Raw genomic sequence first — 21,079 nt, 5'->3', positions numbered from 1 at the left:
GAAACAAATGGAATTACCGACGTTACTCGCCATTCTTGCCACCATAGTCATTGGCACCTATTTTCAGACAGTAACTGGCTTTGGCCTTGGCATCATTGTCATTGGTTTGACGGTGAGCCTAAATCTGGTCGCTTTACCTGTGATTGCAGCGGTGGTGAGTATTGTTACCTTGTTCAATTGTTTGGTGGCGTTGGTAGGTAAACCATTATCTGGTGATCTTAAAACCATGTTGGTTCTGGTAATTGGCATTATACCGGGTGTCGTTGCTGGAGTATTTTTGCTTGATCAACTCAGTGAATCGGCAACCAATATGTTACGCGGTCTTCTTGGTGTCATGATTTTAGCGGCTGGACTCAATTTCATGTTTAAACCGAAAACGTTAATGCGGCGTTCTGCTGCAGCGTCTTTTCTATTTTCTGGCTTTGGTTCGGGGCTTACTGGCGGTCTATTTGGTATGGCGGGCCCACCGATTGTTTACCATCTTTATCGGCAGCCTTTTTCTATTGAATTAGTGCGCAGCACGCTGTTGATGGTCTTCGCTTGTACCTCGGCTTCGCGCACCGCTTACGTGTATTTCGACGGTAGCTTGAGTGTCAGTATCCTTTGGTTATCTGTCATTGCCGTTCCGCTGGTGGCTTTGGTCACTCTAATCGCTAGGCGTTATCCGCCTCCATTATCAAACGATCAGTTAAGAAAGACGGTGTTCGGTGTCTTGATGGTTATTGGAGGGTATTTAATGGGGGTATCTGCGTCGGTGTTGGTGTGAAAGGTCCCCCCATCTAGTTACGGTCAAACCCTCAACTTAGCTATGTTTAGTCGCCACACTGTTACTCTAACTTGCGTACTTTCTCAACATCCCAAACACCTCTCGGCATAAACTAAACAAACAACTTTCTTGCACATCTAGGGTGATGTTGTTGCGATAGTAGGGGCTCAGGTCGATGCCCATGCCGACGCCGTAGATCTCGATGTTATTACGGTGGGATTCGCGCTCTATGGTTTGCTTTAGGTGGTTGTCGAGATAAAACTGATCGTTGGCGGTGCTGGTGGCGGTGTCCATAGGGCAACCATCTGAGAAGATGATGAGGATTTTTCGTTGCGCCCCTTGCGATGTTAAACGTTGGGTGGCGAACTGGACGGCTTCTCCATCGATGCCCTCTTTAAAAATATCAGCCTTTCGTAAGCTGGCGATTCCGAGTCGAGCGCGTCGCCAATGTGTCTCAAAGTCTTTGAAGACGATATGTCTAAGCTCGTTCAGACGGCCAGGGTGTTTTGGCTGGCCTTGCTGAAGCCACTGTCGATATACTCTTCCACCATTCCAGTTACCGGTCGTGAAACCAAGAATTTCGAAAGGGATATCGGCTAACCCTACCGATTTAAGTAAAGTATCCATCAACAAGCTCATTTTGTGACTGTGCTTTTGCATAGAACCAGAGCAGTCCATTAGAAAGGTAATTGCACATTGGTGGGAGATGCCTAGTTCTGGCTGTGAAAAGATGCTGCGTTCAAGAGGTGACGTAACCAGCTTCGTGAGAGTGTCGGCGTTGACGACCCCCTCTTCGAGATGGTCTTGGCGCTTATTGTGCTGAGGAGTTTGTACAATACTAGACAAGATAGCGGCCAACCGGCGAGTATTCACTTGCCTAGCCATCATGTCATCTGTGAGTTTTTGCCGTAGATCCAGTAGTAATGCTCGTCTAACCAAAGTGTCCCCTCTAACCTCTCTGTCAAACTCCCGACTAAACACTTGGTAATTTGCTCCAGCCAATTGAAAAGCTTTACTGTTGCCTGTGATGTCTGCTTCGACGTCATGATCTTCAATATCGCCGTCTACAATCAAGGCAAGTTGCGCGAGGATTTTAATGTCTTCCTCTACTGTTGGTGTGGGCTGGTTGTTGGATTGTTCCTGCTCTTGCTTTATGAGTTCACTGGCTAGCGCGGCAAGCTCCTTAGCGTAAGCAGCATATAGTTGTTGATCGCAACGGTGTTTTTTAAGCTGAACTAAACAGGTGCCGATTATCGGCACGATCCCTGCGCGAGTAGATTCTATTGCTTCGGCGATAGGCTCTGAAACCGGCATGCCAATCATACGTGTGTAAATGACTTGCATAAGAGTGAAAAGAAGCATCCCGAGACGAGACTCGGTAAAGCCGTTTTGATGATACTGCTCACTCCAATAACTGAAATTAAATCGAGTGCTGGTCTGAATACCAGCTAAGTAATGCGGGATTTGCGACTCGATACGTACTTGTTCGCAAAAGTCGAATAGGAGCCGTTCTACTTCATGACTTGGACGCAGCGAATAATGTAATTCTGCGTCAGAAATCAATAGTCGGAATGCTGAAGAGTCTATCTTTCCCTGCATCGCCAGTTTACTTTTCGTTAACTCATGTCGAGAAACAAACGTGAGATCGTTAGCATGCGCTGAGAGAAAGTAGCAAGGTTGGTCGCCTTTATACAATCGCTCACCACGGTAGTTTAGCGTGGCATCCCCGCTGATTGCGCGGGCAACAGAAACGCTTAGGTCAAGAATCTTCTTCTGTCGAGACGACACATTAGCCATGGCTTGTCTGCTCCATAGTCGAGGAGGAAGTGCTCGCAATCAAAGGTTCGCCGAAGCATCGGAAGTAGTACTCGCTAACAAGTTGCTTTTCTTCTTCTTCACATCGATTTAGGAAGGACAGCCGGAACGCTGTTGCAACATCATTAAAGATTCGAATGTTCTCTGCCCAAGTCAGCACGGTCCTGGGGGACATAACGGTAGAAAGATCGCCTGCCATAAATCCATTGCGCGTCATTCCTGCTGTCGCAATCATTTGCTCGATGAGTGCTAAGCCAAGCTCATTATTAAGTTCCGGATTCTTGGATAACACGATATTAGCTTCGTGTTTAGGGTCGAGATAGTTCAGAGTCGCAATGATATTCCATCGGTCTAGTTGGCTATGATTGAGTACTTGAGTACCGGAATATAAACCCGAGAAGTTGCCAAGACCTAGGGTGTTACAGGTAGCGAACAACCGGAAATAAGGATGCGGAGTGATGACACGGTTTTGCTCCAGAGACGTGTATTTGCCATCTTGCTCAAGTAACTGTTGAATCACAAACATCACGTCTGGTCGCCCTGCATCGTACTCGTCCAATACCAAAGCGATAGGTTGTTGGATACTTTGTGGCAGAATCCCTTCTTTAAATTCGGTCACTTGCATTCCATCTTTTATAACTATGCTGTCTTTGCCGATCAAATCTAATCGACTTAGATGACCGTCAAGGTTGATCCTCAAACAAGGCCAATTGAGTCGGGCAGCAACTTGTTCTATATGCGAAGACTTACCGGTACCGTGCGTACCTTGAATCAAAGTTCGGCGATTAGATGAGAAGCCAGCTAGGATGGCCAACGTTACTTCGGGATCAAAACAGTAGTTGGGGTCGATTTGTGGAACGTATTCTCCAGCTTCCTCAAACGCCCACACGGTTAAGTCACTATCAATACCGAAGTACTCTCTAACGCTAACCTGTTTCGTCGGTACCCATTCCTTTTCTTTCATTGCTCATTCCCTCTATATAGCGTGCAAATTTCCGCTAACGGTTGGTGATGTTCATCGATTATGAACAGCGTAGCCTGAGTTAACGATACTTTTTGTACAAAAAACTATCAATAATGTGATCTAGTTTTATTAATTGGAATGAAATATTCCAATTTAAGATAAAAAATTGACGCGCAAAAATTCTACTACTAAGGTGAATGTGAATTTAAAAAAGAGACAATTCATTCCGAAAAATGAAATTTTAGTTCAACTCAAGGAGAAGGGAAGGATGAGCGAGCAAGAAAAACGCACGGTTGTTTCCGGCAATACAACGATGACACCATCAGAAGCGTTTGTTGAAACTATGGTCGCCAATGATGTTACTGACATGTTCGGCATCATGGGGTCAGCATTTATGGACGCAATGGATATCTTTGCTCCTGCTGGCATTCGATTAATTCCAGTGGTTCACGAGCAGGGCGCTGCTCATATGGCGGATGGTTACTCACGAGTATCTGGTCGTCATGGCGTGGTTATCGGACAAAACGGTCCGGGTATCAGTAACTGTGTTACTGCGATTGCAGCAGCTTATTGGGCACATAGCCCAGTGGTTATCGTCACGCCAGAAACCGGAACAAAAACAATGGGACTGGGTGGTTTCCAAGAGTGTAACCAACTTCCTATGTTCCAAGAGTTCACTAAATATCAAGGTCATGTGACGCACCCCGATCGTATGGCGGAATACACGGGGCGTTGTTTTGACCGTGCGATGAGTGAGATGGGTCCAACGCAATTGAACATTCCGCGTGACTACTTTTATGGTGAGATTCAAACGGAAATTCCAAAACCTGCTCGTTTAGATAGAGGGCCAGGTGGCGAAAAATCTCTGAATGAAGCTGCAGACCTTATTGCTGAAGCGAAGTTCCCAGTCATCATTTCTGGTGGTGGTGTGGTGATGGCAGATGCTGTCGAAGAATGTGCTGCATTAGCAGAAAGACTTGGCGCACCAGTTGTAAACAGCTACTTGCACAACGATTCCTTCCCAGCAAGTCACCCATTATGGTGTGGTCCTCTTGGATATCAAGGTTCGAAAGCAGCAATGAAGTTGATGGCGCAAGCAGACGTTGTTATTGCTCTTGGTACTCGTCTTGGTCCATTTGGGACTTTACCTCAGCATGGTATGGATTACTGGCCGAAAAACGCGAAGATCATCCAAATCGATGCAGACAACAAGATGCTTGGCTTGGTTAAGAAAATTTCCGTGGGCATCTGTGGTGATGCTAAAGCGGCGGCAGTTGCACTAACAGAGCGTTTGGAAGGTCGCGAACTGCTATGTGACGAAAATAAAGCGTCTCGCCAAGACACAGTCGCAACAGAAAAAGCACTCTGGGAGAAGGAACTGGATGAGTGGACGCACGAACGTGACCCATTCAGCCTAGATATGATTGAAGAAAACGCGCAAGAAACGCCGTTCTCCGGTGGTGAGTATCTCCACCCTCGCCAAGTGCTTCGTGAGTTGGAAAAGGCGATGCCAGAAGATGTCATGGTCTCTACCGACATTGGTAACATCAACTCGGTTGCTAACAGCTATCTGCGTTTTGAAAAGCCACGTAGCTTCTTTGCAGCAATGAGTTTTGGTAACTGTGGTTACGCATTCCCAACCATTATTGGTGCGAAGGCTGCTGCACCACATCGTCCAGCTATTTCTTATGCCGGTGACGGTGCGTGGGGAATGAGCCTGATGGAAACCATGACATGTGTTCGTCATAACATTCCTGTGACTGCAGTAGTATTCCACAACCGTCAGTGGGGCGCAGAGAAGAAAAACCAAGTGGATTTCTACAACCGCCGATTCGTTGCAGGCGAGTTAGATAACCAAAGCTTCGCGGAAATTGCACGTGCGATGGGCGCTGAAGGGATCACGGTTGATAAACTAGAAGATGTCGGCCCAACTCTTCAAAAAGCCATCGATATGCAGATGAACGAAGGCAAAACGACGGTTATTGAAATCATGTGTACACAAGAACTGGGCGACCCGTTCCGTCGTGATGCGCTATCAAAACCGGTTCGCTTCCTAGATAAATACAAAGACTACGTATAGGTCACGGGAAGACTGTCCGGTCAATGTTTGGCCGGACAATACGAACACACGGAAAGGTGAGCGCGATGATTTCGAAAACCATGAAAATGCCGAGAACGCTGTATGGAGAAGCGACGGGTATCGCACCTGGCTTATTACTCAGCATAGTAATAAGCCAGGTGCGACGTTCGTCTCCGACCATTATGGTGGTCCCAAATTTCTTTATGCATTGTTGCTTGGTATTTCTCTGCATTTTCTTTCTGACCATGAAAAATGTGGTGCAGGTATCGAGTTTGCAGCTAAAAAATTGGTGCGCATAGGTGTTGCTTTATTAGGGGTACGCATTGCATACAGCGATGTCAGTACTATCGGATTAGATGGCGTTGGTATTCTTGCTGGTGCGGTGGTGTTGACTATCATGTTCAGCCTACTTTTTGCCAAGCTGTTGAATGTTTCTGGCACATTTGGATTACTTGCAGGTGGCGCAACGGGAATCTGTGGTATTTCTGCGGCGATGGCCATTTCATCTACGATACCGCAAAACAAAGAGAATGAGCAGTACACGTTAATGACTGCCATTGGTGTGGCTGCGTTTTCAACGATTGCTATGGTGCTTTACCCATTAGTGGTGACCTCATTGCAGTTGTCATCCAGTGAAGCAGGCATGTTCTTAGGTGGTTCAATTCATGATGTCGCTCAGGTTGTTGGGGCAGGTTTTATGTTGTCGACAGAGATCGGTGATGCATCAACGTTGGCGAAAATGTTCCGAGTAGCCATGCTAATGCCAGTGATACTGCTAATCGCATTGTCATTTCGAGCGCAAAAACAAAGTGACGGAAAGGAAAACAATATTAATGCGCCAATAATCCCTTTTTTCCTATTGGTGTTTATTGCTCTGATTGTTGTCAATAGCTTTAATCTTGTCCCTGATTCTGTCTCGGAAGGCATGTCAGAAATATCTAAGTGGTGCTTGGTTATTTCAATTGCAGCCTTAGGCGTAAAGACATCATTTGAGAAGCTTTTCTCATTAGGGTGGAAACCAATCATATTGCTTTTACTAAATGCAATGTTCATTGCTGGGTATATGTTGGCGGTAATTTACACCCAGAGAATGATTTAATTAGCTAATTCATATTTCGGTAGCAAGAGTGTTCATTATGAATGATAAGCATTATATAAATACAATAGAAGAACTATATGAAATAGTGAATTTATTTTCTGAATGCAATAATAATGACCATTTGATATATCGAGCAGAAGAATGTTCAAAAGGCGGACTAATTCCAAGCTTGGGTAAAGTAAATAGTAATAATCTAAGGCGAGTAGAACAAGAGCTTCTTTCAACTATGAAAGTTTACGGTATGCCGATGTTGGACTCTCGTGACATCAATGAATGGCTATTAATGTGTTTATCCAATCAGCAAGGGTTTCCAACGCGTTTACTTGAATGGACTGACAGTCTGTTTAACGTAATGTGGTCGGTTTGTAATAGCTCAACAGAGGACTGTGTAAATATTCTTAAGGTCCGGGATTGTCATAAGGTGAATTTTGTAAAATCTCCCCATGACATTGAAAATACGAAAATATTTAAAGCGACCGACTGCAATTTTAGAACTACGAAAAACGATGAATGGTACTCAATTCATCCATTTGAAAAGGAAAGAAATGGCAGCCTTCTTTCTCTTTATGATGATCAGCGATATGTAACGGATTTGATATCTATTTACATATCGCCATCGGTAAAAAATAACTTATTAAAGGAGCTAATATCTATGAGTGCATTAAACAAAACTTCAATAACAGTTGAAGAAAAAATGACGAATATAGATTCCAAACATAATGTAGATAATAACGGTAAGACTAATAAGGGTGAAATAAGTAACGACCTTGAAGTAATTGTTCATGATAGAAAACTGGAACAATATGGACGTAAGTATCATCAAGATTTTGATTTCGACTAGAAAGAATTAGCAGAGAAAGTAAACAAGCGTTTGAATTATCAGTGAGTGATAAATGCTTTTAAATCTAACGAGGTCAATAATTAAATTATAAAAAAACTAAATCTGTGAGCTTAAAGTTTGTACATACCATAACTCAAAGTTAGAGTTGGAGTTATGTTATAAATTTGTTAACTTGCTGTATTTCTAGTTTAAATACTCTAATAAAACGGCAGTCTAAAACTGCTTTGTATTAAATCAATAACGAAAACATAAAAGGACCCTGGAATATGAATATGCAAACCAATGCCGCGACATTAGTGCAGGAAAACCAAGTCGATACGACATTTTTACAGTCCTTTAGTGATGCGTGGAATAACCACGATATCGAAGCCTTGATGTCATTTATGACCGATGATTGTGTGTTCCACACTGTTGCAGGTGATGGCTTGCTAGGAAACACCATTGAAGGGTACGAAGCGGTTCGCAACAGTTTTGAGTTGGTATGGCAAAACTTTCCAGACGCAGCTTGGAGCGACCCTGTGCACTTTGTTTGCGGCGATCGAGCAGTAACAGAATCTACATTCTCCGCAACTAACCCAGATGGCACTGTTATCGAAGCTCGTATGGTGGACGTTTTCACGCTACGTGAAGGGAAGATCAGTGTTAAGAACGCCTTTAGAAAAACTCGACCAGTAATCACTCCCAATAAGTAAACGCGGCAACCACTGTTCGTTCACGTGTTATGACTAGGAGAGTCGAATTATGAGTTTAGTAATGGAACAACCAGCAGTAGATGCTGTAGAAGCTAAAGCGAAAAGTACCCAAGCCAAAGACAAATACGACCCGAAATATGATCCTCTAAAAGACAAAACGCCAGGTCACGGTAAAGAGTATGCGCCAACATACTGGGTTGATACGGCAGGTGCACCACCAGAAGATGATGGGCCAATAATGTCCGATATGGACGTTGATGTTGCCATTATTGGTTCTGGATTTACTGGGCTGAGTACGGCTATACACCTTGCCGAAATGTACGGTATTCAAGCAACCGTTATTGAGGCGAATCGCTTAAGTTGGGGCTGCAGTACTCGAAATGGCGGTCAGGCTCAATGTGCTTCAGGGAGGCTAAAGCGCTCTCAGTGGATTGAACGCTGGGGTCTAGAAACGGCTTTGAAAATGCACCGCGAATGCGTTGATGGTATGAACACATTTAAAGAGTTAATCAAAGATATCGACTGCGACCCACAGCCTGGCGGTCACCTCTATGTGGCGCACCGACCCAAAATGATGCCAGGTTTAGAGAAAGAAGCAAAACTGCTGCGTGACACCTTCAATTACGATGCGCAAATTTTGGATGCTGAGACAGTAAAACGCGATTACGTCGGCGATCAAGAAGCCGCAGGTGCAATGCACGAGCCAGAAGGCATCGGCATTCACGCAGGTAAACTGGCGTTTGGCTACTTGAGAAAAGCACGAGCATTGGGTGTGAAAGTTCACCCGTCAAGCCCTGTTATGGGATGGGAAACTCGCGGTGGCGTGCACTACCTTAAAACACCAGGTGGTGTGGTAAAGGCTCGTTCAGTTGGGGTTTGCACTGGTGGCTACACCAGTCAAGGTCTGCACTCTGAGCTAAAAAACCGTTTGTTGCCAGTGCTGTCCAATTCAATGGTTACGCGCCCTTTGACGCAACAGGAGATTGCCGCGTGTAATTTCAAAACCAATCAGGTGATTACCGATACGCGTGTTCTTCGTCATTACTATCGCTTACTACCAGACAATCGAGTTCAGATAGGAACTCGCAGTGCTATTACAGGTAAAAATGCGCCAGAGAAGAAATATGAAGATATGTTGCGCGCCGATCTCACGCGTAAATTCCCAGCCCTAGATCAGATCAAAATCGATTACTCATGGTGGGGATGGGTGGATGTAAGCCACGACATGATGCCAAGGATCTATCAGCCCAATCCATCGCAATCCATATTCTACGCCTTAGGTTACGGCGGTAATGGTGTGATGTATTCCGCACAAGCCGGCAAACGTCTGGCTCAATGGATTGGCGGAGAAGGACACAAACTGGATCTACCCATATTCGAATCAAAACTTCCGTTTCCAAACGTGAGGGAAGTGGTGGAATCAGAGATGTTTGCACCATTTCGACGAGTAGGACAGCGATTCCTTTATCAGTGGTATTCGCTAAAGGATGAGGTGCTGTGACACTCAAAATATGTTTCCAAAATAGGGAAATAATGACGACCAGGAAAGTTGTACCAGGTCACCTTGTGAGCAAAGTACAGAGCGGATGTCTGTACGATATTAAAGGTTAAGACTATGAAACTTATTAAGAACAAAATCATTGCGGGCATGACAATTGCGGCGACGGCAGTGTTCTCATATACGGCTGCGGCAGCAAATTTCAAAATGGCTATTGGCGATGCCGCTGGTGGAACGCAATGGGAGCTAGCCACAACGTTCTCCGAGCTAATGGAGAAAAAGACGGATGGCAAAGTAAAGATTGACCTATTTCCAAATGGACAATTGGGTAATGAACAAGACACCGTCAATGATGCGGCTATCGGTCTATTAGACTTCTCTGTTCTAGCTATAAACAACGTAACCCCATTTTCACCAACGGTTGGCCTACTTACCATGCCATATGTGATTCAAAGCCCTGAAGAAGCAGTGCTATTGACACAAGGCCAGGTTGGTCAGGAGTTGGTTGAAAACACCATTCGTGACGCAGGCGTTCGTATTGTAGGTTGGGCGTACTCAGGCTTTAGAGTCTTGACCAACTCGAAGAAACCAGTGGCTTCACCGGAAGATTTAAAAGGGTTGGTTATTCGTGTTCCTCGCAACGAAATCATGATCGCGTCTTATCAAGCATGGGGCGTAAACCCAACTCCAATGGCGTGGTCTGAGACTTTTACAGGTCTGCAACAGGGCGTGGTAGATGGTCAAGATAACCCATACATCACAGTGTATGCGATGAAATTTAATGAGGTACAAAAGTATGTCACTAATATTCGCTACATCTTCTCTCTTGAGCCGTTGATTGTCAGTGAAACTGTATTCCAGCAACAAACTCCAGAGATGCAAAAAACCATTCTGGAAGCAGGCCAAGAGGCGACAGAGCATAGCTTCGCTTACCTTGAGCAAACTGAGAGCAAGATTCGTAAAGACCTTGAAGACAAGGGCATGGTATTTACCGACCCTGCCAATGGTGAAAAAGAGTGGATCGAGAAAGTCACGACGTCTGTTTGGCCAAAATTCTACTCAAGCATCGGAGGTAAAGAGAAGCTAGACAACGTTCTTGAGCTACTGGGTAGACAATAACGATTAGTTACGCCCTATCTATTGGTGACCTGATAGATAGGGTTTTTGCATGGCTTTACTCGTTTATCTGTTCATACATATTGAGCGACTGGTTGTCATGTAAAAATCAACATTGGAGGTTATATGTCAGTCGCTAAAATAATTAGAAAACACCTAAACAACATTGAGGAGTACACCTGTTGTTTACTACTAGCGAGCTTTGTCTTACTGCTGTTCACGCAAATTTTAACTCGTCAGTTGTTTGACTATTCCATTCCTTGGGGTGATGAAGTCGCCACCTACATGTTTGTTTGGTTCGCTTATCTAGGTGCGGTAGTTGCCGCGAAAATGTCCGCTCATAACCGAGTGAGTTTCCACTTCAAGTTCTTTCCACCGATTGTTCAGACCATCAGTGAAACCATCGCAGATTTCTTATGGCTGCTGTTCAACGGTTACTTTGTTTACCTCAGTTACGACTTTGTTTTCAACAAAATGAATCTATTTTGGAAATCGCAAACGACTGGCATCCCAATGAAGTACTTCTACATGATTTTGCCGATAGCCTTTTCCCTAATGATGGTTCGAATCATTTGGAACAATTATGAGCGTTTATTCAAAGGGGCTCAAAATGAAGACCCCGAAGTAAAAGAGCTTCGCAAAATGACCGCTCAAAAGTCACTGCCATAGTCGTAACAGAGAGATGTAATTATGGAATCCTATTTAACTCTAATCTTATTTGGTGGCTTTTTAACGCTGTTAATCCTTGGCGCGCCAATTACCGTATCGCTCGCAGGTGCCTCCATGGCCGCGTATTTGATATTGGATAAAAACCCGATTGCACTTGTGCAAATTGCGTTTACCTCAGTGGGTAACTTCCCGTTGATGGCATTACCATCGTTTGTACTGGCTGGTGCTTTGATGGAAGCTGCTGGTATCTCTAAACGCTTGGTGGACATTGCCGAAAGCTTAGCGGGGCCTGTAACCGGCGGCCTCGGAGCGGCAACCGTTATGGCGTGTCTATTCTTTGGTGCCATTTCTGGCTCTGGACCCGCAACCACTGCAGCAGTAGGTATGTTAATGGTACCGGCTATGGTGAAGCGTGATTATGAAAAAAGTTATGCTTCCGCGGTTACCGCGGCCTCCGGCGGACTTGGGATCATTATTCCACCGTCGATTCCGTTGGTCATCTTCGGTATCTCTGCAATGGGTTTGATGGCGCCGCCTGAGGCTATTGCTCAGCACGGCCAGTTTGCCTCGCTGTCGATTCCTAAACTGTTTGTCGCGGGTGTTATTCCTGGTTTGATCATGGCATCAACCTTGGTGTTCACCAATTACATGATTGCCAAAAAACAAGGCTATCAAGGGCTGACTGAAAACTGGTCTTTTGGTGAGATTCGACACTCATTGCGTCGGGGACTTTGGTCAATATTAGCGCCATTTTTGATTCTCGGTGGTATCTATAGCGGTATGTTTACTCCAACAGAGTCTGCGGTGGTTGCTATTTTCTACTCGCTATTTGTTGGTTTATTTATTCACCGCGAACTGTCATTCAAAAATATCCTTAAGTCCCTGTCGACGACAACATGGATTACTGGGCGTGTCCTATTGATCTTATTCGCGGCAACCGTGTTTGGTCGCTTACTGATTGAGCAAAAGATTCCAGTAGTGGTCGCCGAGTCATTGCTTGGCTTTACCGACAATATGTATCTCGTTTGGGCATTAACTATCATTTTATTGCTGTTTATCGGCATGTTTATGGAAACGTTAGCGGCAATCATGATTATCGTGCCTGTTCTGCTACCTATTATGTACATGCTTGGCGCTGATCCAACTCACGTAGGTATTGTTGTGGTATGTACGTTATCGATAGGGTTTGCGACGCCACCTCTCGGGGAGAATATTTTTGTCGCCTCAGGGATAGGGGGAGCCACGGTGGAACAGATTACCGCGAAGATCCACCCATTTGTGCTGGCTTCGGTAATTGGCGTGTTTGTTATTGCCTTCTTCCCACAAATTACGCTATGGCTTCCGTCATTAGTCGGCTATTAGGAGAGATATCCATGAACGTATTGAAACTGATGGTGATAGGCTGTGCCTTGTCCGGCATGTTAACGAGTTTTGTTGTAAGAGCTGAAAGCAGCACTGCCGTCAATGTCTTGGATATTACTGAGCCTCATGTCGCCAGTGACGCAGAAAAGCGTGCCAAAACCTTGTTGGCGAAAGCGGTGATACATGTACAAACCGAAGGGGATGAGAGTGTTAAAGATTTCATGAGTGACCCCGAATACATTGATGGAGAGCTCTATGTCTTTGCCTTAGGTATTGATGGCGAATTTCTCGCCAGTGGAGGTTCGTCCATGGTGTTGGTTGGTGACAGTGTGCTTGATACTCAAGATGTTTACGGTAAGCCGTTTTTCCGAGAGATGATCACGAAAGCGGTACATGATGGTTACGGTGAAGTGAAGTACAACTGGGCTAATCCTACCGACCGTATGGGGGAGCCCAAAACTACGTTCTTTGAACGTGTAGGTGATGTAATAGTTGCTGTGGGCTATTACCCCGAGCGTTCCAGTGCAGCTGAGGCGAAACGATTACTGGCTAGGGCAATGAAAGCCATGGTGGAATCTGAGCAGAAAAGTATCGATGAGTTTAACGACACCGACGGTAGTTTCGTGGAGGGGGATTTATACGTATTTGTGATGGATATGAATTCGGGTAAGTTTCTTGCTCATGGTGCGTCTCCTGAATTAGTGGGCCGCTCACATGATGAGATCCTAAGCCCAGATAACAAACCTATTCTTACCGAATTACTGACTCTAGCTAAGGAAAATGGACGCGGCGTTTATACCTATAAATGGTTGAACCCTCAGTCGAACAAAGTTGAAACCAAACATACATACTACCGTGTGATCGACAATAAACTTGTCGCTGTGGGCTATTACGTTAAAACTGCTTCATCTTAATCCCATCACCCCCTCTTCATCGCTATCAGCCGTGTTGTATTGGTTGGTAGCGAACCCTTTAAATTCCTCTTTTATATTCACATAAAGCACAATAATGGAACAATTTGTTTCATATACATTGATTATATAGATCTGTGTCATGGTATTTAAAACAAATTATAACAATTACTGTATTTTATATTGATTGAATTCCATGAAGTTACTAACAATATAGATATGCTCAAAATATAACCAGTTAGAGGTCGCTTCATGTCACAGGAACGAACTGTTTCGAATGAAAAGGAAATGCAACTCATAGGAGAAGTGACGTGGTTGTTACTGCAATCTCCCTTACACAGAGAATACCCCCTTCACGTCCTGGAGAGTCGCTTCCTTAACGCGATTCGACTGGGGCAATGCCGCATTTACTACGATAGCAAGGGTCCAATTGGGCTAGTGACTTGGGCTCAAGTGACTGAAGCCTGGCATCAAAAACTGATGGAACAGGATGAATGGCTACCTGAAGAAGAATGGAACCGAGGTAACTATTTATGGTTTATGGACTTCATTGCTCCATTTGGTAACTGCACATCTATTCGCCGTTCGCTCAGTGCTCAATTTCGACATAAAACCAAAGCATGGTGTCGCCGGATAGGTGATGAAAAGCGAGCGGACCGCGTGTTCTTGCATCGCAAGGGTCATTTAACGGATGAACAAGAAGGATATTTTAATTGATGGCACTCGATGAAATTTTTAATCGAGTGGCGACATCAATGTAAGGCAACCTAAAAGTAAGGGAGAAATATGGGTACTCGAAATTACCGAGGTGGCAATGGCGCGGATAGGCTCCATGCGGGTCACGCCACACACAAAAGCATCATCTCTGGCGGAGGTGGTAACGACGATTTGAATGCTGGACACACAACATGGGAGTCTTGGATTTACGGGGGAGATGGCAACGACGTCATTGGTAACTACAACAAGGCCCTTAATCAAATCTACATCTGGGATGGTGCGGGAGATGACTATGTTAATGTCGGTGCTGTCAACGTAAACATCTACGCCAGTTCCGGCAACGATACCTATAAAGTGACGTCTGGTAGCAACGTGTATATTGAGCTAGGTACTGGTGAGAAGGATGTTACGGTCAACTACGTAGGTTCGAAGGCCACCTTAGTTGAAAAGGGTTATTGGTATGACCGTGATATTAACGTGAAGTCTGCCAACACCAGTGTCACGACTGGCTATGGTGACGATACGGTATACGCGTTTGGTCTGTTCTCATGCAAAGTGGAAAGTTGGGGCGGTAACAATAACATCATTGCTGAGGGTGCTGGGGTTAACGTGAAAACAGGCAGTGGTCACGATACCATCACAAGCAGCGCTGTTTCCTCCTATATCCACAGTGGTGATGGCGATGATTGGATTGTGTCAAAAGGCGCATCGGTCACAGCTCATACTGGTTGGAATGGCAACAACTATGTCTATGCTGGAGGGGCGCACGCTGACATATGGACTGGTAATGGGCACGATGAAATTGATGCGAGAGGCATTTACGCCAAGATCCGTACTGAAGGCGGCGATGACATAATCAACATCAATGCTGTGGGTGCCACGGTCAATGCCGGAAGTGGCAATAACGATTTATATATTCGCGCAGCAGGAGCCAATATCACCGCCGGAAATGGTAATGATTATGCCTATGTCGGGGCAGGTGTTGGGTTAGTGGACCTAGGGCACGGTAACAATACGGTTGATTATCGAGCTGTTGGGGGCACGGTACGTGTTGGTAATGGCAATGACCGTATTAATGTTCGTGCCGTCGGTGTCAGCATGAATGTTGGAGAGGGTAATAACCACCTCGACGTTAGAGCCGCAGGCGCAAATATTACCGCGGGTAACGGTAACGATTATGCCTATGTTGGCGCTGCAGTAGGCCTGCTCAACTTAGGACATGGCAATAATACCGTCGATTTTCATGCGGTAGGTGGTGAAGTGCGTGTCGGTGATGGTAACGATCGTATTAACGTTCGAGCTGTTGGCGTCAATATTGATGCGAAAGGGGGCAATAACCATATTGATGTGAGAGCGGCAGGTGCTCGTATTACCGCAGGAAACGGCAACGATTACGCGTACGTTGGTGCGGGTGTAGGGTTGCTCGATCTTGGTCACGGTAACAACCATGTTGTCTTACATGCAGCTGGTGGCAATGTGTTTGTCGGTGATGGTGACGACCGCATTGAAGTGAGAGCGGTCGGCGTAAAAATCGACGCAAAGAATGGTGACAATTCGATTTTTGTCAGCGCAGCTGGAGCGGAGATCAGTAGTGGTAGTGGTAATGATGTCATTGAATCTCTGTCCATAGGTGGCCAGTCGATAGATTCAGGTAACGGTAATGACGCTATCAAAGCTTATGGCGGCGTTAACGTGGTCTCCGCGGGTTGGGGCAACAATACCATTGATGCTCGTGGTGGCCTTAATGTGGTTCAAGTGGCGCATGGAGACAACTCAATTTATACCGCTGGAGGTATGAATGTTGTGCTGTCAGGTCATGGTCAAAATAATATTGATGCCTTTGGTGGTGGAAACTTTGTCTTTACGGGTAATGGCAGAAACACCATTCACGCAGCGGGCGGTCTAAATATCGTCTTTGCTGGTGACGGTAAGAATATTATCCGTGCAGAGGGCGGCTTTAATATTATTGGTACCGGCAATGGCGGTGGTTCGGGGGCTTCACCTTTGGGTCAGCTATCTCATGGCGAAATTGTGGGTAACGAAATCCGCTCTTACAGCTTTGGCAATTTGATTGTAAATGGTGACTTTGAACAGGGCGGTCATGGCTGGAAATCAACCAACGGAATAGAGGCGAGTCATGCTGCGTCCGTTTATGGGGTTAGCAATGAAGGCCATGGTTCTAGGGTTACTGAACTTGCGACTGACCGAAATACGACAATCTATCAGGATATCACCGATCTAGAAGAAGGTGACAAAGTAAGATTAAGCTTTGACTTCGCTAAACGAGCAAACATCTCCAACAACGAAGGCATGGAGGTTATTTGGAACGGAGAGGTGGTATTTTCGAGCTCAGGTGATTCTGCAAATTGGCAACAAAGAACACTGGAGTTGACGGCAAGTGCCGATAATAATCGCATTGAATTTAGAGGAACAGGTAACAACGATGGTGTTGGCTATGTGCTAGACAACGTTGTTGCTCAAACGGAAACTGTTGAGATCGCAGGTAATGAAATCCGAGCCTATAGCTTTGGTAACTTTATTTTGTCTGGTGATGGAGACGACAAAATTCGAGCAGGTGGATTACTATCGATCGTGACCGAAGATGGTGATGACTTTGGCAAAGACACTGGTGTCGACCATCTAAAAAATCTCGCCAACGTTACCAGTGCTGGCAACATTGTGTTGGCTGGAGAAGGGAATAATGTTGTCAAAGCATATGGTGGCGGCAACTTAGTGCAAACGGGCTCAGGTAACGACCTCATTGTCGCCTTTGGTTACGCTAACCTGATTATTGCTGGTGATGGCACCAACGATATTACGACCTTGGGAATGTATAACATCATCTGGGGTGGTTCTGGCGATGATACCCTTTGCTCTATGGGTGATGCCAACATATTTATTGCAGGTGATGGCAATAACACTATGACGGCCATAGGCACCAATAATGTGTTCCTTGGTGCTGGTGGTAACGATGATGTAATGGTTGGCGGCGCCAATAACATCATGGTGATGGGGGGCGGCGACAATATTGCTATCGCAGTGGGCGCGAATAACTTTTTCCAAGGCGCGAGTGGTAACGATACCTTCGCCGGGTTAGGTAATCTCAATGCTATGCTCGCTGGCAATGGTGACAACTTCTTGCTGGGCGTGGGAGCTAAAAACTTATTCTGGTCTGGCGATGGTGACGATACGCTCATTGCGTTAGGTCAACTAAACGTGATGCTAGCCGGTGACGGTGAAAACAGCGTGATAGTGGCCGGAATGGACAATATCGTTTTGACTGGTAGCGATGATGACTCTGTTGCGGCGCTCGGTTCCAAGAACATTATTTCTACAGCATCAGGTAACGACACCATCTACGCGTTTGGTTACACCAACTTTGTTCACTCAGGTGGTGGTGACGATGTTGCTATTATGGGGGGCCGCTACAATGTGGCACTCACAGGGTGGGGTAATGACATTGTTGCTGCTGCAGGGCAACATAACATCATGCTTACCGAAGGTGGAGACGATGTCGTATTGACTATTGGTCAAAATAACGTCGTTATGTCTGGCAGTGGTAACGATGTTGTTGCCGCATTCGGCAAAGAGAATTGGATCGCCGCAGGTGGTGGGGCCGATATCATTCTCGCTGTCGGTAAGCGCAATATGATCGCCGCGGACAATGAGATTACTTTTTCTACGGAAGAGATTACCGAGCTCAAAAAGGGCACTGGCAATATGTTCCAAGATAAGGATGAGAAAGGTGAGCGCAGTGGTGATCCCGTTGAAGGCAGCTTAGGTTCTGCAAGTTTTGAAGCAGAACTACAAGCGACCGCTAACTTCAATGTCCTGTTCCCTGAACTAGACTTCTCTGATCCGAGTGTGCCTGATTGGAAAACCCCTTCCTTCACCATTCCTCAATATGATTTTGAGATTCCACCTATTCCCGAGGTGAAGTCTGCACCATCATACAAATACGGTTCTCTTGGCAACTATGGATTACCGGAAATTCATCTGCCTACATTAAGTACTCCTGAAATTGAGATTCCAAGCATCACGCTTCCATCGCTATGCATGCCTTCATTAAGTGGCTTTGGTGTTGAAGTGGATAGGTTTGATCTTGAGCTCACTTATGAGTTGGATGTGAATTCAGGGATATTCAGCGGTATGGATTCGTTGATTGGTGATATTGCTGGCTATGAGTCGGGAGGCGGTCAGAGTCGCAACATTCTCAACTCTCAAGCGGAGTTTAAACCGAGAATCAACGACAACGGTGTTTTCCTCAATACCTACACACACCAGTCGGCAGATTTGGGCAATATCGACACCGCAACTAAAGCGGCTTCAGACAATTACTTTTTGTACGGAGATGAAGACACTCCAGCAGAAGCGGGAACCAATAATCATCTGATTAATGACACCTCTGTCGGAACTTGGAACACGCCGGACGACTTTGAGCTTCGTCATAAGGATGATATTACCCTCGGTGAATCCTCGGACTCTACGGCGGACAGTTCTGGCGATTCTGCACCTACTCCAGAATTTACTACGGTTCAACTGCCTACCTTATTGCTGCCTGAAATTAAAGTGCCAGAGTTCAATTTGAATGGTTTTGATTTGTCGGGCTTTAGCTTGTTTGGAACGGCATTGAGTGGTCGCGAATTTTACGGTTTCCAAATCCCAGATTTTGAGATACCAGAGTTTGGCGTGCCAGATTTTAGCCTGGGTGATTATGTGGAAATGGACTCGCTGACAATACCATCTCAGACGGTGAATATCCCTGCTTTCTCCATTCCCAATGTGATTGGTATTGATTGGTCACAGAGGTTGCCATCGTTTAACCATGACTACTATCTGTTGCAACAGAATCAACAAGGTGACTGGGGTGACTTGATGTTGGCGTTAGGAGATACCAACCGCATGATGGGTGGTCGTGGTGACGATGTAGCCATTGGTGTCGGACGCGAGAACGTAGTCTACACCGGGCGTGGTAACGATATTGCGCTGATGGTTGGTGCGAAGAATATCTGGCGTGACGACTACGGCTCCAATGTGGCGCTCGCGATTGGTGCCGAAAATACCTTAGCTGGTGGCTTCGATAATGACGTGATGCTGGCGATTGGTAATGAGAACAACCTAGCTGGTGGCACTGGTGAAAACTTGATGGCAGCGATCGGTAACAAAAATACTATTAAAGGCGATACTGCACCCGGCCTTCCGGGGGTGACCTCGAAGAACGTCATTTTCGCTCTAGGTAATGAAAATACCGTGAAAGGTGGTTTTGCCGTAACAACCGCCGTTGTTGTGGGTCGTAAAAATAATGTCAGTACGACGTTTGAAAATGACTACGTGGTGTCCATAGGTGTGGAAAATACAGTCTCCTTACATAAAGGTAGTGACGTTGCTTTCGTGATGGGTATTGATAACAAAGTATATGGTGACTATGTCGATGAGTTTGGATCAGCAAGTGATGTGTTGTTTGCCGCAGGCGTACGTAACCTAGTCGATGGTGGTGGAGGTAATGACGGTATCTTTGTTGGTGGCCTGTTCAACCATGTTGTAGGTGGTAATGGTGATGACCTCATAGTTGCCATGGGCAGTAAGTCGGTTGTCAGCGGCGGTAGTGGTAATGATGTGATTGCTACTATTGGTGGTGCTAACACGGTGACCGCAGGACTAGGTGATGACTTTGCGATTAACATGGGACTGGCCAATGTGGTGTCCATGGGAGATGGCAATGACACCGTACTTAATATCGGTTTAGCAGGTGTTAGTTCTGGTGGTGAAGGTAATGATGTCTTCCTCAACCTAGGTTGGGAGACCTTCGACTTACTAACCTCAAGCGGCGCAACAATCATCAATAATGTGTTAGGTGGTATTACCGACTTTATGGGTAACGTTGTGAGTACCTTTGGTGGTGATAAGCACGATAGTATCGCTTCTCTGTTCAGCTTTGATGATCAGTCGGTATCTTTAGGGAACTCAGGAAATGACGTGTTCGTATCTGGATTCGGTAGTGCTCAAGTAACTGGTGGCGAAGGCAATGACAGCTATCGGTTTACATTGGGAAGCGGCCGTTTTGATATTTATGAGTCGGATATTGTGTCTGAAGTTGACTCGTTATTTATCAACAGCAACAACACTCAGAATGACCTGAATTTTACCTTGGATAACCTCGTTCTTTCTGAAGATCACTCTCAGGTCGATATTGTTTTTGGCAATGAGTCGCTTGGCGAAATTGGCTTAAACAACTGGGGCGATAACGACGTATTTGAAGTCCAAGGATTGTCCAGCCTAACCTTCGCACAGCTAAAACAGCACTGGGATAGTATGGATGCGTCGGCATCTGAACAGCTGCGTGGCTTTGCTGCTTTTGATTCAGTTGCAGCGTTAGAGGCAGGAGCTGAAGCAACGGTAGCTTGGTTACAAGATGGAGAGGCAAATAAGGTTGACTTTGGAGATGTAAACAACGAGCTGTCGAGCGTTGTGGAAACAATACTTGGCGACATGCACGATTCTAAATCGAAAATTGATAGCGCAGTAAGTCTTGCGTAATCGGGAGCCTGA

Annotated in this window: 14 protein-coding genes; 12 read left to right on the top strand and 2 right to left on the bottom strand. The window is 45.6% G+C overall.

The annotated features are described in order from the left end of the window. The first annotated feature begins 7 nt into the window (after positions 1-7). Entirely contained in the window at positions 8-766 is a 759-nt protein-coding gene (locus VME0621_RS05240; RefSeq protein ID WP_062456340.1) for a sulfite exporter TauE/SafE family protein, read from the top strand. Positions 767-832: 66 nt separating this feature from the next. On the opposite strand, the gene VME0621_RS05235 is transcribed toward VME0621_RS05240, so the two are convergent. Then, positions 833-2,563 carry a cobaltochelatase CobT-related protein gene (locus VME0621_RS05235; RefSeq protein ID WP_062456337.1) on the bottom strand — a complete coding sequence of 577 codons (1,731 nt, stop codon included), beginning with the start codon at positions 2,561-2,563 and terminating at the stop codon, positions 833-835. Further along, the gene (locus tag VME0621_RS05230) at positions 2,556-3,545 is read right to left on the bottom strand and encodes an AAA family ATPase (protein ID WP_062456334.1); all 990 of its coding nucleotides are present in this window, start codon (positions 3,543-3,545) and stop codon (positions 2,556-2,558) included. Before VME0621_RS05230 ends, VME0621_RS05235 begins: the two co-directional genes overlap by 8 nt. Positions 3,546-3,813: 268 nt before the next feature. On the opposite strand from VME0621_RS05230, the gene xsc reads away from it, so the two are divergent. The 11 genes from xsc (at position 3,814) to VME0621_RS05175 (ending at position 21,067) form a co-directional block, all read left to right on the top strand. Beyond that, entirely contained in the window at positions 3,814-5,625 is a 1,812-nt protein-coding gene (gene xsc, locus VME0621_RS05225; protein ID WP_006069821.1) for a sulfoacetaldehyde acetyltransferase, read from the top strand. A gap of 208 nt (positions 5,626-5,833) precedes the next feature. Next, on the top strand, positions 5,834-6,724 hold the full coding sequence (locus tag VME0621_RS05220) for a YeiH family protein (RefSeq protein ID WP_231892908.1): 891 nt from the start codon (positions 5,834-5,836) through the stop codon (positions 6,722-6,724). 28 nt (positions 6,725-6,752) lie between these two features. Next, positions 6,753-7,565 carry an FRG domain-containing protein gene (locus tag VME0621_RS05215; protein WP_062456331.1) on the top strand — a complete coding sequence of 271 codons (813 nt, stop codon included), beginning with the start codon at positions 6,753-6,755 and terminating at the stop codon, positions 7,563-7,565. A 266-nt stretch (positions 7,566-7,831) separates the two neighbouring features. Next, positions 7,832-8,257, top strand: a complete 426-nt coding sequence (locus VME0621_RS05210) for a nuclear transport factor 2 family protein (RefSeq protein WP_006069824.1) — start codon at positions 7,832-7,834, stop codon at positions 8,255-8,257. 49 nt (positions 8,258-8,306) lie between these two features. Next, positions 8,307-9,758 (top strand): NAD(P)/FAD-dependent oxidoreductase, encoded by a 1,452-nt coding sequence (locus VME0621_RS05205; RefSeq protein ID WP_062456328.1) that lies wholly within the window; start codon positions 8,307-8,309, stop codon positions 9,756-9,758. Between the two features lie 114 nt (positions 9,759-9,872). After that, positions 9,873-10,874, top strand: coding sequence for a TRAP transporter substrate-binding protein (locus VME0621_RS05200; RefSeq protein WP_006069826.1), 1,002 nt, complete (start codon positions 9,873-9,875; stop codon positions 10,872-10,874). A gap of 123 nt (positions 10,875-10,997) precedes the next feature. Then, positions 10,998-11,540 (top strand): TRAP transporter small permease, encoded by a 543-nt coding sequence (locus VME0621_RS05195; protein ID WP_062456325.1) that lies wholly within the window; start codon positions 10,998-11,000, stop codon positions 11,538-11,540. Positions 11,541-11,561: 21 nt separating this feature from the next. Beyond that, positions 11,562-12,902: a TRAP transporter large permease gene (locus tag VME0621_RS05190; protein ID WP_006069828.1), complete on the top strand. Its 1,341-nt coding sequence runs from the start codon at positions 11,562-11,564 to the stop codon at positions 12,900-12,902. 11 nt (positions 12,903-12,913) lie between these two features. Next, a complete protein-coding gene (locus VME0621_RS05185) occupies positions 12,914-13,816 on the top strand; it encodes a cache domain-containing protein (protein ID WP_062456322.1) in 903 nt (300 codons plus the stop codon). A gap of 249 nt (positions 13,817-14,065) precedes the next feature. Continuing rightward, positions 14,066-14,530 (top strand): toxin-activating lysine-acyltransferase, encoded by a 465-nt coding sequence (locus VME0621_RS05180; protein WP_082795466.1) that lies wholly within the window; start codon positions 14,066-14,068, stop codon positions 14,528-14,530. Between the two features lie 69 nt (positions 14,531-14,599). Next, positions 14,600-21,067, top strand: a complete 6,468-nt coding sequence (locus VME0621_RS05175; RefSeq protein WP_062456317.1) for a calcium-binding protein — start codon at positions 14,600-14,602, stop codon at positions 21,065-21,067. Positions 21,068-21,079: the final 12 nt, after the last annotated feature.

The sequence above is a fragment of the Vibrio mediterranei genome (assembly GCF_900088415.1).
Lineage (GTDB): Bacteria > Pseudomonadota > Gammaproteobacteria > Enterobacterales > Vibrionaceae > Vibrio > Vibrio mediterranei.
This window is presented reverse-complemented; position numbering and strand designations above follow the sequence as displayed.